This window comes from Thiobacillus denitrificans ATCC 25259 (assembly GCF_000012745.1).
GTDB classification, from domain to species: domain Bacteria; phylum Pseudomonadota; class Gammaproteobacteria; order Burkholderiales; family Thiobacillaceae; genus Thiobacillus; species Thiobacillus denitrificans_B.
Genome location: NC_007404.1, coordinates 1,251,925 through 1,265,738, shown reverse-complemented (window position 1 = coordinate 1,265,738; position 13,814 = coordinate 1,251,925). Strand labels below are relative to the sequence as shown.

General features: G+C 66.6%; 18 protein-coding genes. 15 read left to right on the top strand and 3 right to left on the bottom strand.

The window, feature by feature from the left end; genetic code table 11:
- Positions 1 to 312 precede the first annotated feature (312 nt).
- From TBD_RS14765 to TBD_RS06050, 7 genes are all read left to right on the top strand, one after another.
- Positions 313 to 495: a hypothetical protein gene (locus TBD_RS14765; RefSeq protein ID WP_148203014.1), complete on the top strand. Its 183-nt coding sequence runs from the start codon at positions 313 to 315 to the stop codon at positions 493 to 495.
- A gap of 283 nt (positions 496 to 778) precedes the next feature.
- Entirely contained in the window at positions 779 to 1,144 is a 366-nt protein-coding gene (locus TBD_RS06070) for a hypothetical protein (RefSeq protein WP_148203013.1), read from the top strand.
- Positions 1,145 to 1,211: 67 nt separating this feature from the next.
- Positions 1,212 to 1,337 carry a hypothetical protein gene (locus tag TBD_RS14515; protein WP_274378369.1) on the top strand — a complete coding sequence of 42 codons (126 nt, stop codon included), beginning with the start codon at positions 1,212 to 1,214 and terminating at the stop codon, positions 1,335 to 1,337.
- Positions 1,338 to 1,346: 9 nt separating this feature from the next.
- On the top strand, positions 1,347 to 1,775 hold the full coding sequence (locus tag TBD_RS06065; protein WP_011311717.1) for a pyrimidine dimer DNA glycosylase/endonuclease V: 429 nt from the start codon (positions 1,347 to 1,349) through the stop codon (positions 1,773 to 1,775).
- A gap of 119 nt (positions 1,776 to 1,894) precedes the next feature.
- Positions 1,895 to 2,332 carry a VOC family protein gene (locus TBD_RS06060; protein WP_011311716.1) on the top strand — a complete coding sequence of 146 codons (438 nt, stop codon included), beginning with the start codon at positions 1,895 to 1,897 and terminating at the stop codon, positions 2,330 to 2,332.
- A gap of 16 nt (positions 2,333 to 2,348) precedes the next feature.
- Positions 2,349 to 2,735, top strand: a complete 387-nt coding sequence (locus TBD_RS06055) for a DUF488 domain-containing protein (RefSeq protein WP_011311715.1) — start codon at positions 2,349 to 2,351, stop codon at positions 2,733 to 2,735.
- 134 nt (positions 2,736 to 2,869) lie between these two features.
- Positions 2,870 to 3,628, top strand: coding sequence for an intradiol ring-cleavage dioxygenase (locus TBD_RS06050; protein WP_011311714.1), 759 nt, complete (start codon positions 2,870 to 2,872; stop codon positions 3,626 to 3,628).
- A 19-nt stretch (positions 3,629 to 3,647) separates the two neighbouring features.
- Here TBD_RS06050 and TBD_RS06045 read toward each other — a convergent pair whose 3' ends face one another.
- The 3 genes from TBD_RS06045 to TBD_RS06035 all read right to left on the bottom strand — a co-directional run bounded on the left by TBD_RS06045 (position 3,648) and on the right by TBD_RS06035 (position 5,633).
- A complete protein-coding gene (locus tag TBD_RS06045) occupies positions 3,648 to 4,295 on the bottom strand; it encodes a DUF6064 family protein (RefSeq protein WP_011311713.1) in 648 nt (215 codons plus the stop codon).
- Positions 4,295 to 5,212: an aldo/keto reductase gene (locus TBD_RS06040; RefSeq protein WP_011311712.1), complete on the bottom strand. Its 918-nt coding sequence runs from the start codon at positions 5,210 to 5,212 to the stop codon at positions 4,295 to 4,297. Before TBD_RS06040 ends, TBD_RS06045 begins: the two co-directional genes overlap by 1 nt.
- Before the next feature lie 109 nt (positions 5,213 to 5,321).
- The gene (locus tag TBD_RS06035) at positions 5,322 to 5,633 is read right to left on the bottom strand and encodes a hypothetical protein (protein ID WP_011311711.1); all 312 of its coding nucleotides are present in this window, start codon (positions 5,631 to 5,633) and stop codon (positions 5,322 to 5,324) included.
- 107 nt (positions 5,634 to 5,740) lie between these two features.
- Between TBD_RS06035 and TBD_RS06030 the strand changes: the two genes are divergently transcribed.
- The 8 genes from TBD_RS06030 to TBD_RS05995 all read left to right on the top strand — a co-directional run bounded on the left by TBD_RS06030 (position 5,741) and on the right by TBD_RS05995 (position 13,810).
- Positions 5,741 to 6,133 (top strand): hypothetical protein, encoded by a 393-nt coding sequence (locus TBD_RS06030; RefSeq protein ID WP_011311710.1) that lies wholly within the window; start codon positions 5,741 to 5,743, stop codon positions 6,131 to 6,133.
- Between the two features lie 43 nt (positions 6,134 to 6,176).
- Positions 6,177 to 6,455 carry a zf-TFIIB domain-containing protein gene (locus TBD_RS06025; protein ID WP_011311709.1) on the top strand — a complete coding sequence of 93 codons (279 nt, stop codon included), beginning with the start codon at positions 6,177 to 6,179 and terminating at the stop codon, positions 6,453 to 6,455.
- A 23-nt stretch (positions 6,456 to 6,478) separates the two neighbouring features.
- Entirely contained in the window at positions 6,479 to 7,000 is a 522-nt protein-coding gene (locus tag TBD_RS06020) for a lipocalin family protein (RefSeq protein ID WP_011311708.1), read from the top strand.
- A 4-nt stretch (positions 7,001 to 7,004) separates the two neighbouring features.
- Positions 7,005 to 7,520, top strand: a complete 516-nt coding sequence (locus TBD_RS06015; RefSeq protein WP_011311707.1) for an O-acetyl-ADP-ribose deacetylase — start codon at positions 7,005 to 7,007, stop codon at positions 7,518 to 7,520.
- Between the two features lie 65 nt (positions 7,521 to 7,585).
- On the top strand, positions 7,586 to 7,930 hold the full coding sequence (locus TBD_RS06010) for a hypothetical protein (RefSeq protein ID WP_011311706.1): 345 nt from the start codon (positions 7,586 to 7,588) through the stop codon (positions 7,928 to 7,930).
- Positions 7,931 to 8,255: 325 nt separating this feature from the next.
- On the top strand, positions 8,256 to 10,829 hold the full coding sequence (locus TBD_RS06005) for a sensor histidine kinase (RefSeq protein ID WP_011311705.1): 2,574 nt from the start codon (positions 8,256 to 8,258) through the stop codon (positions 10,827 to 10,829).
- Positions 10,826 to 11,269 carry a response regulator gene (locus TBD_RS06000; protein ID WP_011311704.1) on the top strand — a complete coding sequence of 148 codons (444 nt, stop codon included), beginning with the start codon at positions 10,826 to 10,828 and terminating at the stop codon, positions 11,267 to 11,269. The genes TBD_RS06005 and TBD_RS06000 overlap by 4 nt, the downstream gene beginning before the upstream one ends.
- Before the next feature lie 30 nt (positions 11,270 to 11,299).
- Positions 11,300 to 13,810 (top strand): EAL domain-containing protein, encoded by a 2,511-nt coding sequence (locus TBD_RS05995; protein WP_011311703.1) that lies wholly within the window; start codon positions 11,300 to 11,302, stop codon positions 13,808 to 13,810.
- The last annotated feature ends 4 nt before the right edge of the window (positions 13,811 to 13,814 follow it).

Here is a 13,814-nt window from a genome sequence, read left to right as displayed (position 1 = left end):
TTGCAGGGGTTTATCGCCGCTGTTCTTGTGTCTGCTCTGCTATGTTTTCCCCTGGCAAAGGTGTTTCGTCGGCATTCCCCTTACGCAGCCCTAGCGATCAGTTTGCCGGTTTTACTGTTGCGTACCCCGGAGTTGCTGGATCCATCACGCAATGTCTTGGCTTTGCTGATCTCTGCGTACGAGATCTTGGCTTATGCCGTTTTGCTGGTCCTGGGGACTCGTTTGGCACACAAGCAGCTTACCCCTAACGCTCCCCTCCATCGGGGCGCCCTGCGCTTTCACGTTAGAGGTCAATAGCAAATGCTAGGCGCAGTGTTTAACGTCCTCTTCGAAGTGATCGCTTTTCATCTGGGACGGTTTTATCTATTGACGCTGACGCTTCGCCGTTTTGATGCGCGCATAGGCGACCGAAGTCAGCCGCTCGTGAGCCTTTTTGGTGGCCTGGTCACTCTCGCACTGCTCATCGGTATTGCCATATGGACAAACCAATCGTGAGTTCGCGGCATCGGACTAGGGTCGTTGCCCGTGGCCGGTCACCGAGGCTGTGCTCAACGCTAACTCGTACGTCATGCTCAGTAGGCCCATGAGGCTAGGCCCAACGCGTCATTCCAGCGGACCGTCAAAAACTGCGCTTATGCCGTCCCTGGAATCCAAACGGTGGAGAGCAAGAGTGCGCCGATTAATCGCGATGCTTACTCTGCTAGTTACGATGCCAGCCGGTGCAAAAGGTTCGTGTGCCGAATCCTATCCGCACTGGGCGTATGACTTTTCAGCGTTCATGAAGCTGATGGACTGCGCGTCGGCCGAGCTTACGGAGGCTCGTGATCGTTCGGCGTATCTTGAGCAATTCACGCGCAGGCTGGCAGGTGTAACGGTCCGGTGGACAGGAACGGTGCGTCGGGTCCGCGGCGAGCGGCTGTACTTCAATGAGAGCTTTGCCGAAGTCGAGCCGGGGACCAGAGCGGCGCGAGTGATGTATTACGCCGCGCCTCGCTATTCGGAAGACTGGCGGCGCATCCCATCAGGAGAAACTGTCGCGTACACCGGAAAGGTAACGGACGTGAAAGTGGACGCGCTCGGGGCAACAAAGCCGCTGCTCTTTATCGATCTTCAGGTGCTCGGGCGTGTTGAAGCGCATCGCTAACCGATCACTCCGCGGGCCGAAAAACTCGCGACGCCTCTTTTGCGCTAGTGAGTTGGGGCCAAGGGGCGTGAGCATCGGCGACCGGGCGGTCATCGGCGCCGGCAGCGTGGTGACGCGCGACATCCCGCCCGACGTGGTCGCGGTTGGAAATCCGGGCCGCTTCGTCCGCTCGCTTCCCCCCGACGCTGGCTGAACGGCTCACGTGCGACTCTGGTCTCTTCACCCGCAATACCTCGACCCGCAGGGCCTCGTCGCGCTCTGGCGCGAAGCGCTTCTCGCCCAGGCGGTGCTGCGCGGAGACACGCGCGGCTACCGCAACCATCCGCAGCTCGAGCGTTTCAGGAATCATGCGGCGCCGCTGGCCGCGATTGCCGCCTATCTCGAGGCCGTGTACGCCGAAGCGGGACGGCGGGGCTACGCTTTCGACAAGAGCAAGATCGGCGCGCCGTCCGAGCGGTCCACGCTCGTCGTCACAGCCGGGCAGCTCGACTACGAGTGGGCGCACCTGATGAAGAAACTGCAGGCGCGCAATCCGACCTGGTTTCAGCGGTGGCACGGAACGACGACGCCGGCGCCTCATCCGCTGTTCGAGGTGTGTCCAGGCGACGTCGCCTCGTGGGAACGCCGCTAATTAGGGCAATCAAGGGCCAGCACGGGGGCTGAACCCATCGGGGCCTTCACCCGGACAAGAGGGATTCAAGGCGAGGTGCTATAGAGAACAGGATCGACGGTCTCTGGCAGGAGGACAGCATGGCACGCGTCAGCCCCTATCTGAATTTTGCACGCTCAACCGAAGGCGCATTCCTGTTTTACAAATCGGTTTTCGGGACCGATTTCATCGGGCCGATCGGCCGTTGGCGGGACATGCCGCCTGACCCGGCAACCGCCCCGCTTCCGGACGCCGACCTCGATCTTGTCATCCACGTCGAGCTGCCGATTCTGGGCGGCCACGTGCTGATGGGCACCGATGCGCCGTCCTCGGCCGGGTTCAGCGTCACGCCGGGCAATAACGTACACATCCTGCTCGAGCCCGAGACACGGGCCGAGACCGATCGCCTGTTCGCGGCGCTCGCCGAAGGCGGCCAGGTCGAGATGCCGTTGCAGGAGATGTTCTGGGGCGGCTATTACGGCAGCCTCGCCGACCGCTTCGGCGTGCGCTGGATGTTCAATTGCGCGGAGCAGCACTGAGGCGCCGCGCCGGACAATGGCTATCCGCATCGTACGCCTGGGCAGTGCGCGGACAGCCGGCGAAGGGCTGCGAGTCGGTGCGGTCAGGCGGCCGCCGCGCGGGGTGCGGAAGGCGGACTACGCGTCGAAAAACTTCTACGACGTCTGGTTTCCGAACCTGGCGCCGAGCGAAGCGCTGTTGCACGAGGCCTTCCCGATCGCCGACGACAAGACCTGGCGGACGTTCCGACGACGGTTTCTCGCCGAAATGAAATCGCCGGCGGCGAAGCACGATCTCGACCTGCTCGCGGCGCTCTCGCGGACTGCCGATTTTTCCATCGGGTGTTATTGCGAGGACGAGAGCCGCTGTCACCGCTCGATCCTGAGGGAGCTGCTCGAAAAGCGCGGGGCGGCGCTCGAGTGAGCATGGCGGCAATTGCTTCGTGACGGCAACGCGCCGAGGCCGGCCCGCAAAACGGGGCCGCCCGCCACGGCCGGCACCCGTCGCCGCCGCCGGGATGGCCTACAGTGGGATTTGCCGGACTGGAGCCTGAGACGATGACACGCCCCCCGCAAGATCGCACCCCTTGCTGCCAGACGCGGCGCGCGCTGCTCGGCCTCATCGGCACGGGCTTGAGTTCGCTCGCGACCGGCGTCGGCACGGCCGCCCAGGCGCCGCGAACGCCCGGCTGCATCGTACGGCCGGAGCAGATGGAAGGCCCGTATTTCGTCGAGGCGCGCCTCCGGCGAAGCGACATCCGCGCCGAGCGCGTCGGCGGCGCACCCAAGCCGGGCGTACCGCTGCACCTGACGTTCCGCGTCTTGCGCTTCGACGGGCGCCGCTGCACGGCGGTGCCCGGCGCCGTGGTCGACGTCTGGCAGTGCGACGCGCGCGGCGTCTATTCGGGCGTGCGCGATTTCGCGGGGCGCTTCGACACGCGCGGCGAGCAGTTTTTACGCGGCTACCAGATGACCGACGCCGAGGGCCTTGCGCGCTTCGTCACGATCTACCCGGGTTGGTATCCCGGCCGGGCGGTCCACCTCCACTTCAAGATCCGCACCGAGCCGGGCGCAGCCCGCGGCGAGGCGTTCACCTCACAGCTCTATTTCGACGACGCGCTCACCGACCGCATCCATTCCCGCCCGCCTTACCGACGCGAAGGCGTGCGCCGAACGCGCAATGCCGACGACGGGATTTTCCAGGCGGGCGGCGAGAAACTGATACTGAATTTGACGCGGAGCGGAGAGAGCGCGAGCCAAGCTGGCGAGGCGTACGCCGCGATCTTCGACATCGCGTTGTCAGGCTCCGGCGCCTGAGCCAAGCTCCGGTGCGCGTTTACGCGCCACGACGCGCGACCACAAGGGCCAGCACTCCGGCGAGCGGCAAGACCACGAATTCCGGCGCGTCGAGCGCCCACAACGTCGCGCCGCTGACCCCGCACCAGGCCAAAGGGATCACATAGAGTCCCCAGAGGCGACGCGCCTCGACGAGTAGCAGGACGCCGAGCGTCGCGACCGCGGTCGGGTCCGGCGCCATGCCGAAGACTTCGGCGCCGGCCCAGCTTCTGCCGAACAGCGGACCGGCCAGCGGCAGACCCAAGAGCGCGAATACCAGAAGCCCGATGCCGACGCGGCGTTGCAGCGCCCCGGCGGGGGCCAGCTTGGCCCGCTGCAGACCCAACAGCAGCACGCCCTGGAGCGCAAACGCCCAAGCGAAGTAGGCCGCGGCCGGATTGATCGCGGCGTAACGCTCCCCATGGAAGGCCCAGGCCACCCAGATCCAGCACGCCGCGTGGATCAGAGCGGCGGCACGCACCGCGCGCGCTCCGCCGTGCAATGCGAGCGCGAGCGTCAGTACGCCAAGTCCGAGCATGACGAGCGGCAGCGGCCACCAAGCGAGATTGTGCAGCTCGAACAGCCGGTAATAGGCCTGCGGCGAAAACAGCAGCAGGTCGCGCAGCCCGTAGGTCCACCACTCCGACATCAGCGCCCGGCCACGGCTGCGGCCATGCGTGCACGCAAGGCCTGGTCGGGCAATCGACCCGCCGCCGCGTCGAGGTTTTCGAGCACGTGGTCGACGCGCGTCGTCGCCGGGATCGCGCAGGTCACGGCCGGGTGCGAAATGATGAACTTGAGCACGAACTGCGCCCAACTCGTGCAGTCGATTTCGCCGGCCCACGACGGCAATCGCCTGCCCGCCAGCCGTTCGAGCAGTTGGCCCTGCTGGAACGGGCGGTTGGCGATGACCGCGATTCCGCGCGCCTGCGCGAGCGGCAGGAGCCGCGCCTCGGCCTCGCGGTCGACCGGGTTGTAAGTGAACTGGACGAAATCGATCGGCTGCGTCGTCATGATTTTTTCCATTTCGCGATGCCGCCGGCCGTGCGAGGTCGTGATGCCGACGTAACGCAGCTGCCCCGCGGCCTTCATCGCGAACAGGGTCGGCAGATGGTCCTGCCACGCGAGAAGGTTGTGGACCTGCAGCAGGTCGAAACGCGGCACCGCCCAGCGGCGACGCGAGCGTTCGATCTGTTCCGGCCCGTCGTCGCCGTCGGCCGACCACACCTTGTCGGCTGCGAAGAGCGTGCGGAGCCGCCCGATCGAGCGCAAGGCGTGACCGATGACCTCCTGCGACGAGCCGTACATCGGCGAGCTGTCGACGAGCCGCCCGCCGGCGGCGAAGAAATTGCGCAGCACCTCGGCGCGGGCGTCGCGCGCCGCGGGGTCGTCGCCGACGTTGAAGGTGATCCAGGTGCCGAGGCCGACGCGCGGCAGGACCTCGCCGGTCGACGGCACGTTCCGCGTCGCGAGCGCGCGAGCGGGGGCGGCGCGCAGGGTGCAGGCGAGCGGCAGCATGGCAAGCGCCGCGAGCACGCTGCGTCGTTTGGCGTCAGGTGTTTGCACGGAGTCCCCGAAGACAGTGCGTGTAGGTTTCAGGATAGTCGAGGCGGCACCGCGCGGGCGGCGTGGAACCCTCGTTTCGGCGCGAAGCCTCCGGGGCGGGCGAACGCTCCTAGATCCGCTCGCAGCCGAGCACGCGCACGACGATCTCGTCCTGGCGGAAGCTCTGTTCGAGGCGCGAGCGATAGTCCGCCCACCACACGCGGTCGAGCGCGTCGGTCATGACTTCGACCAGGATCATGTCGTCGCGCGCCGTCGCTCCGCTCTCGGCGTCGGTCCACAAGCCGAGTGCCGGCGACTGCACGAAGGCGGTCAGGCCGCCGAATCGCTCGAGCAACTCGCGCCGCAGTGCGTCGAAGGTCTCGCGCCCGAAACGGTTTCCGGCGTTGTCATAGATCGGAATGAGGATCTGGATCAGATACATGTCGGTCTCCCTGTGCGCCGCTCGCACTCTGCATACTAGAATCCGGATTCACGCCCGGGACGGCTCGCCACCGGGTTGTTCACTCGCTTCCAACCGGAGACAAATCCATGGCAATCGGCTGGCTTACCGTACTGCAAACCGTTCCCTGGACCGAGGTCATCCGCAACGCGCCCAAGCTCGCCGAGGGCGCGAAAAAGCTCTGGAACAACGTCGCCGGCAAACCGCCGACCCCCGGTGCTGCGGCCCAGCCGCCCGCGGTCAGCCGCGAGGCGCAGTCCCTCGCCGGCGTCGCCTCGCGGGTGACCCAGCTCGAGACTGCAGCGGCCGATCTCCACGCCGAGATGCTCGCGTCGTCGGAACTTATCAAGGCGCTCGCCGACCAAAATGCGCAACTCGTCCAGCGTATCGAGTCGAACCGCCGGTACATGCTGTGGCTGGGTGCGACCGCCGTGGTCGCGCTGATCGTTGCGTCGGTGGCCCTCTGGCTCGGCGCGCGTTGACGCGTCGCGGTGCAAAAAAACTGACAACTCAAGGAGAAGCTTCATGCATTGCCCCGTCTGCAAAACCGTCGATCTGGTGATGTCGGAACGCCAAGGCATCGAAATCGACTACTGTCCCCAGTGCCGCGGCGTCTGGCTCGACCGCGGCGAACTCGACAAGATCATCGACCGTTCGGCGTCGGCCGCGCCGAGTCCGCGCGAAGCCGCGCCCGCACCCCACCCCGGCCACGCGCCGCGCCCCTACGAAGGCGATCCCCGTTACGGCCACCACCGCAAGAAGCGGCGTGAGGGTTTCCTGTCCGACCTGTTCGATTTCGACTGACCACCTCCGCGTTGACCGGTTCGATGTCGCCCGCCTACCCCGTCCTCGTCGCGCTCGTCTGGCTCACCGCCTGCGCGTCGCCGATGCCGCAGCCGCTTCCTACCGTCGGCGCCGTCGACCTGCAGCGCTATGCGGGGACCTGGTACGAAATCGCGCGCCTGCCCAACCGCTTCCAGTCGATGTGCGCGTCGGACGTGCGCGCGCACTACGCGCCTGAGGACGGCGCGATCGCGGTCGTCAACAGTTGCCGCACCGGCGACGGCAAGCTCGAGCGGGCCGAAGGCGTCGCGCACGTCGTCGCCGGCAGCGCGGGCAGCAAGCTGCGCGTGAGCTTCTTTCGCCCGTTCTACGGCGACTACTGGATACTCGCGCTCGACCCCGACTACCGCTGGGTCCTCGTCGGCGAGCCGGCCGGGCGCTATGCCTGGGTGCTGGCGCGCGCACCCGAACTCGACGACGCGACGCTCGCGCGCCTGCTCGCGCGCGCCGACGCACTCGGCTTCGCGCGGCAGGCCTTCGTGCGCACGCCGCACACGGGGCACTGACGCGGTGCCGGCGCTCGTGCGCGCGGTGCAGGCCGACATCACGACGCTTGCCGTCGACGCGATCGTCAATGCCGCCAACCCTTCGCTACTCGGTGGCGGCGGCGTCGACGGTGCTATCCACCGCGCCGCCGGTCCGCAACTTCTCGAGGCGTGCCGCGCTCTCGGCGGCTGCGCCACCGGCGACGCGAAGCTCACCCCCGGCTACGCGCTACCCGCGCGCTTCGTCATCCACACGGTCGGACCGGTGTGGCGCGGCGGGCTTGATGGCGAGCCCGCCCTGCTGGCGTCATGCTATCGGCGCGCGATCGAACTCGCTGCGGACCACGGCCTTGCGAGCATTGCGTTCCCGGCGATCAGCACAGGCGTTTATGGCTATCCCAAGAACGAGGCGGCTCGCATCGCAGTCGCGACGGTACGCGAGACGCTGCCGCGCTTTGCCGGGATCGCCGAGATACTATTCTGCTGCCACTCGGCCGACGATCTCGCGCGCTACGACGCGCTGCTCGCCGAGGCCTGCTGAGCCGACCTGCCGCTCCGCTTGCACGCGGCGCGCCGCAACGTATAAACGAGTAAGGAGGTCCCGCCATGACGCACCTGCCGCAGACCGTGCAGAGCTGGGGTAAACCCGGGTTCGAGCAAGCCTTCAAGCGTGAAATCGAAGCGCTCGACGCTGCCGAGCTGCCGCTGCAGCAGGGGCTTGCGCGCAGCAGTCACGTCGCCGACCAGCCGTTCCACGCGATGCTGATCGACGCTCGCGAGGCGCCCGGCGTGCTCTGCATCAAAGCCGGAATTTTCTACGGCGGCACCATCGCCGGCTGCAGTTGCGCCGACGACCCGACGCCGATCGACGTGCAAACCGAGTACTGCGTACTGCAGCTCGACATCGACCGCACGAGTGGCGAAGCGCGGGTCGCGCTGCTCGACGATTAGCGCCGGGGGACTTTCCGAACCCGCATGCAGGAACGCCGCACGGCTGCCTGGGGTGGCCGAATTCCACGTTTTTTGACGGGTCTTTTTGTTCTTGCGGGGGTCGATAAAGTCGTGTTTCATTAACGGGGTCAACCGAACAAGAGGCCTGTCCCTGTGCCAGCGATCGACGCACCTGTCCCATTCCGCGCTCAGCAAAGTGCCCTTCCTCCGCCCGTCAAGGCCCGCTCAAAGACCCAGCATCGACACACCGAATCTCGTCGCGAGGTAAAGCGCCCGCGCGCGTGATCGCCTTGCAGTCGCCCCGGCGAGAAAAATCGAACCGACCGTGCAAGCCGTAGACGCCGCCTCACAACGACCGGAATCTGCGTGGCAGCCCGCGTTCGTGCGGCGCTTTCTGGCCATCTGGTTGCCAGGCCTGTTGGTGTTGGGTGCCGTCATCTGGGCGTTTTACGCCGTGCAGGCGAAGAGCGCGCTTGCACTCTTGAAAGCCGCGGAGCGCGAGGCGATCCAGTTGTCGGTCCAGGCGAGCCAGAGCGAATCCGCAGACGTCCGTTCCGATCTGCTCTACCTGTCGGACCAGTACACCCTCCTCGACGACATGACCCGCGCAGAGTCCGACGTGCACGCCGGGCTCGCCGCGCGCTATTCCGCCTTTGCGACGCGCAAGAAGGTCTACGACCGGTTGCGTCTGCTCGACCTGCGCGGCCGCGAGGCCGTTCGCGTCGACTGGAACGATGGGAGTCCGCTGGGCGTGGCACGCGAGCGATTGCGGGATGCGTCCGGCAGCGCCGACTTCCATGCGATGCTCGCGCTGGAGCGGGACGAAATCTACGTCTCGCGCCTCGACCTCGACGGCGGGCAGGCCACTCCGGCGCGACCGCTCAAACCCACCTTGCGTCTCGCGACCCCGGTCTACGACCGGCAAGGCAACAGACGCGGCATCATTGTGCTCGACTATCTGGTGGAGCTGTTCCTCGACCGTCTGCGCAACATCCGCGAGTCCGACCGTCAGCCCCGCTCGATCCGGCTCCTGAGCGCCGACGGTTACACACTGCCCGATCAGGAAAAGCCCGATGGCCCCGACCCGATGGGTCAGCGTGAAACCGAAAGCCGACTCGGCGAACGCGATCCTCAGGCGTGGCAGCGGATCGGCAGCGGCGCCGCCGAAGGTCAGTTCGTGACCGGTCAGGGCTTGTACACCTACGCCTGGATCGACCCCCTGTCGCCGCCGGGCGCGGCCCCTGCCGACGCGGACACCCGACGCGCGCTGTTGCTGGCGTACAAGCCGGCGGCGGCGGTCGACGCCATCGGCGGCACGCTCAAGCAGCGGCTCTGGCTGGTGTTCGGCGTGCTCGCGCTATTGTTCACCTTCGCCGCCTGGGCGATCACGTTCTACAGCATGCGGCGCCGTATGGCCGAGGAGAACGTGCGGGCCAGCGAGGCACGTTTTCGCGCGCTGCTCGAATCCGCGCCGGATGCGATCGTGATCGCCGACCCGAAGGGCCGCATAGAGCTGGCGAATGCGCAGGCGGAGAAATATTTCGGCTACACGCGCGATGAGTTGCTGCACCAGTCGATCGAGATCCTGGTTCCCGAGTCGCTGCGCGACCGCCATGTCTCCCACCGCGCGAACTACGCCGCCGATCCCTATCCGCGTCCGATGGGCGCCGGCCTCGAGCTGTTCGGGCGGCGCAAGGATGGCAGCGAATTTCCGATCGAGATCAGCCTGAGCCCGCTGCAAACCCCTCAGGGAATGGTCGTGACCGCGATCATTCGCGACATCAGCGCACGCAAGCAGATCGAACGTCAGCGCAAGGACGCGCAGACACGCTATCGTGAACTTATGGACAACCTGCCTGTAGGGGTATACCGCAAGACGGCCGGTGCGGACGGGCGCTTCCTGGAGGTGAACCCGGCGCTGGTGAGCATGCTCGAGGCCGACTCGGCCGCGGCGCTGCTCGAACGCCCGCTCGCGACCTTCAGGACGGCCGAGGGCCGGCCTCTCTTCGGCGGAGACGAACGCCAGCTCGACGCGGTCGTCAACGCCGAAATCGAGCTGCTGACCCTCAAGGGCCGCCCGTTCCACGGTGCCATCAGCGCCCGCCTGCGGCGCGAGGCGGACGGCAGGACGTATTACGACGGCATCATCGAGGATGTCACCGCGCGCAAGGAAATAGAGCGCCAGCTCGAGAGTCGCACCGCCGAACTGGAGGCGATCAATCGCGAACTCGAGGCGTTCAGCTATTCCGTCTCGCACGACCTGCGCGCGCCGCTGCGCGCGATCGACGGCTTCAGCCGCATTTTGCTCACCGACTACACCGAGCGCCTCGACGAGACCGGGCGCGACCGCCTCGGACGGATACGCCGCGCGGCCCAGCACATGGGCACGCTGATCGACGACCTGCTCAAGCTGTCGCGCGTCACCCGCACCGAGTTGAAGCCGGAAGACGTCGACATGAGCGCGCTGGCCGAAGACGTCGCCAACGATCTGCGCCGGCAGACGCCCGAGCACGAGGTGGCTTTCAGCATCGCGCCTGCCTTGCATGCGAACGGCGACCGCGGCCTGCTGCGCATCGTCCTCGACAACCTGCTCGGCAATGCCTGGAAATTCACCGGCGGCCGCCCCGACGCGCGCGTGTCGCTCGATGTGGACCTCCGTGGCGGACAAACCGTCTACGTCGTTAGCGACAACGGCGCAGGTTTTGACATGGCCTACGCCGACAAGCTGTTCGGCGTCTTCCAGCGGCTGCACGACGTCAAGGAATTTCCGGGAACCGGCATCGGACTTGCGACCGTTCAGCGCATCGTCCACAAGCACGGCGGCCGCATCTGGGCCGAGAGCGAAGTCGGCAGGGGCGCGCGGTTTTACTTCACACTGGAGGCGGAGGGAGGAGCGTGAGCGACAAGAGCATATTGCTGGTCGAAGACAACCCGGACGACGAAGCGCTGACCGTCCATGCCCTGGAAACCAACAAAATCGGCAACACGCTCGCGGTCGCGCGCGACGGCGTCGAAGCGCTGGACTACCTGTTCGGGACCGGCAGCCACGCGGGACGCCCCGTCGCCGATCTCCCCGCGGTCGTGCTGCTCGACCTCAAGCTGCCCAAGATCGACGGGCTGGAAGTGCTTCGCCGTATCCGTTCCGACGAGCGGACACGGCTGCTGCCGGTCGTGATCCTGACGTCGTCCAACGAGGAGGAGGACCGCATCAAGGGCTATTCGCTGGGTGCCAACAGTTATGTGCGCAAGCCCGTCGACTTCGACGACTTCGTCCGGGCGGCGGGACAGCTCGGCCTCTACTGGCTGCTGCTAAACCAGGCGCCGCCTGCGGTCGGCTAGGTATATCGAGGCGAGGCAGTTGAGGACGGCATGAAAAGCAAGACGAACCCCGACACCGATCAGGGCGGGCTGCGCGCCCTGATCGTCGAAGACTCCGAAGACGATGCGCTGCTGCTGGCCGACCAGCTGCTGAGCGCCGATTTCCAGCTCGAGTGGCTACGCGTCGACACCGAGCAGGCGCTGCGCGAAGCGCTCGCCGACGAATGGGACATCGTGTTCTCCGATTACTCGATGCCGCACTTCAGCGGCGCGCGGGCACTCGAAATCGTCAAGCGGCACGACCCGGACATTCCTTTCATATTCGTTTCCGGCACCATCGGCGAAGAGACCGCAGTCAGCGGCATGCGCGCGGGCGCCCAGGATTACGTCATGAAGGACAACCTCGCCCGGCTGTTGCCGGCGGTCGAGCGCGAGCTCGCGGAGGCGAGGGTGCGCCGCGAGCGGCGGCAGACCGAACACCTCGTACGCCGGTTGTCGCAGGCCGTCGAACAGGCGGCCGACAGTGTCTTCATCACCGACCGGCAGGGAACGATCCAGTACGTCAACCCCTCCTTCGAGCGCCTCACCGGCTACAGCGCGGCCGAGGCCATCGGCAGGACGCCCGCGCTCATCAAGTCGGATCGCCACGACGACGCCTTCTTCCATAAATTGTGGGACACCATCCTGGCCGGCCGGATCTTCCAGGAAACACTGGTCAACCGGCGCAAGGACGGCGGCCTGTTCTACGAGGAAAAAACCATCGCCCCGCTGTTCGACGAGGGGCGCGGGATCGCGGGCTTCGTCTCGACCGGCCGCGACGTCACCGACCGGATTCGCGACGAGCAGACGCGCGGGCAGCTGCTGGAGATTCTCGAGGCGACAACCGACTTCGTCGCGATCATCGAGGGCGACGGGCGGCTGCGCTATCTCAATCGCGCGGGCCGTGCCGTGCTCGGATTGACGGCGACCGAAGACGTCAGTTCGCGCCACATCGCCCAATGTCACCCCGAATGGGCGACCCATCGCCTGCTGATGGAAGCCTTCCCCACCGCGCGGCGCGACGGCGCCTGGCAGGGGGAGATCGCGGCGCGGCTGGCCGATGGGAGGGAAATCCCCGTGTCCCAGGTCGTGCTGGCGCACGGCGGCGCCAACGAGATGCCCGAATTTTTCTCGACCATTGCCCGTGACATCACCGAACGCAAACACTTCGAGCAGGAACTGCGCCGGCAGGCGACGCACGACGCGCTGACCGGCCTGCCGAACCGCATCCTGCTCGAAGATCAGATCGAGGCGGTCGTCGCGCATTCCGCACGCAGCCACAAGCTCGCTTCGGTGCTGTTCCTCGATATCGACAACTTCAAGCGCATCAACGAAAGCCTCGGGCACGCCGCGGGCGACGCCATGCTGCGGCACGCCGCGCAGCGGCTGCGCGACTGCGTGCGCCCGACCGACGTCGTGGCCCGTTACGGCGGGGACGAATTCACGATCGTGCTCGGCGATCTGTCCCACGTCGACAACATCCCGGCCATTCTGCACAAGGTGCGCGCGGCCTTCGAAACGCCGCTTGTCATCTCGGGGCAGGAGGTGTACGCCTCGTTCAGCGTGGGTGTCTCGGTCTACCCGCACGACGGCGACGACGGGGCGACGCTGCTGAAGAACGCCGACACGGCGATGTACCGCTCCAAGGCGAGCGGCCGCAACCGCTACCAGTTCTACGCACCCGAAATGAATGCGCGCGGACAGGAGCTGTTGTCCTTGGAAACCGACCTCCGCCGCGCCCTCGATCGCGGCGAGTTCCGCCTTCACTACCAGCCGCAGCTCGATCTGCGCGACAACCGCATCGCGGGCGTCGAGGCCTTGTTACGCTGGAAGCATCCGCGCGATGGCGTGATCGCACCGGGCGATTTCGTTCCGCTGCTCGAGGATACGGGCTTGATCGTGCCCGTCGGCGAATGGGTGCTGCGCAACGCGTGTACCCAGTACCGCGCGTGCCGCGAATCCGGCGTCGCCCCGGTCAGGATCTCGGTCAATGTCTCGGCCCGCCAGTTCAGGGAGGACACGCTGCTGCGGCAGGTCGAACAGGTGCTGCGCGAGGAGTGCATGCCGCCGCATCATCTGGAACTCGAAATCACCGAAAGCACGGCGATGCAGGATGTCGCGGCGACCGGCGACATTCTGGCCGCGCTGGACGCGCTCGGCGTACGCCTCGCGATCGACGATTTCGGCACCGGCTATTCGTCGCTCGCCTATCTGAAGCGCTTTCCGCTCGACGCGCTGAAGATCGATCAGGCGTTCATCCGCGACGCCCCGCGCGACGCCAACATCGCGGCGATCGCCGAGGCGAGCATTTCGCTGGGACACAAGCTCGGCCTGGAAGTCGTCGCGGAAGGCGTCGAGACCGCGGAACAGCTTGCCTTCCTGCGCAGGCGCGCCTGCGATCTCATCCAGGGATTCCATTTCAGCCGGCCCCTGCCCGCCGACGCGCTCACGCCGTTTCTCGCCAGGCACGCGGCCGGGGGCAGCGGTGAGGCGGCCGCGTCCACTGCGGATAGCGAGCCTTAGCCGG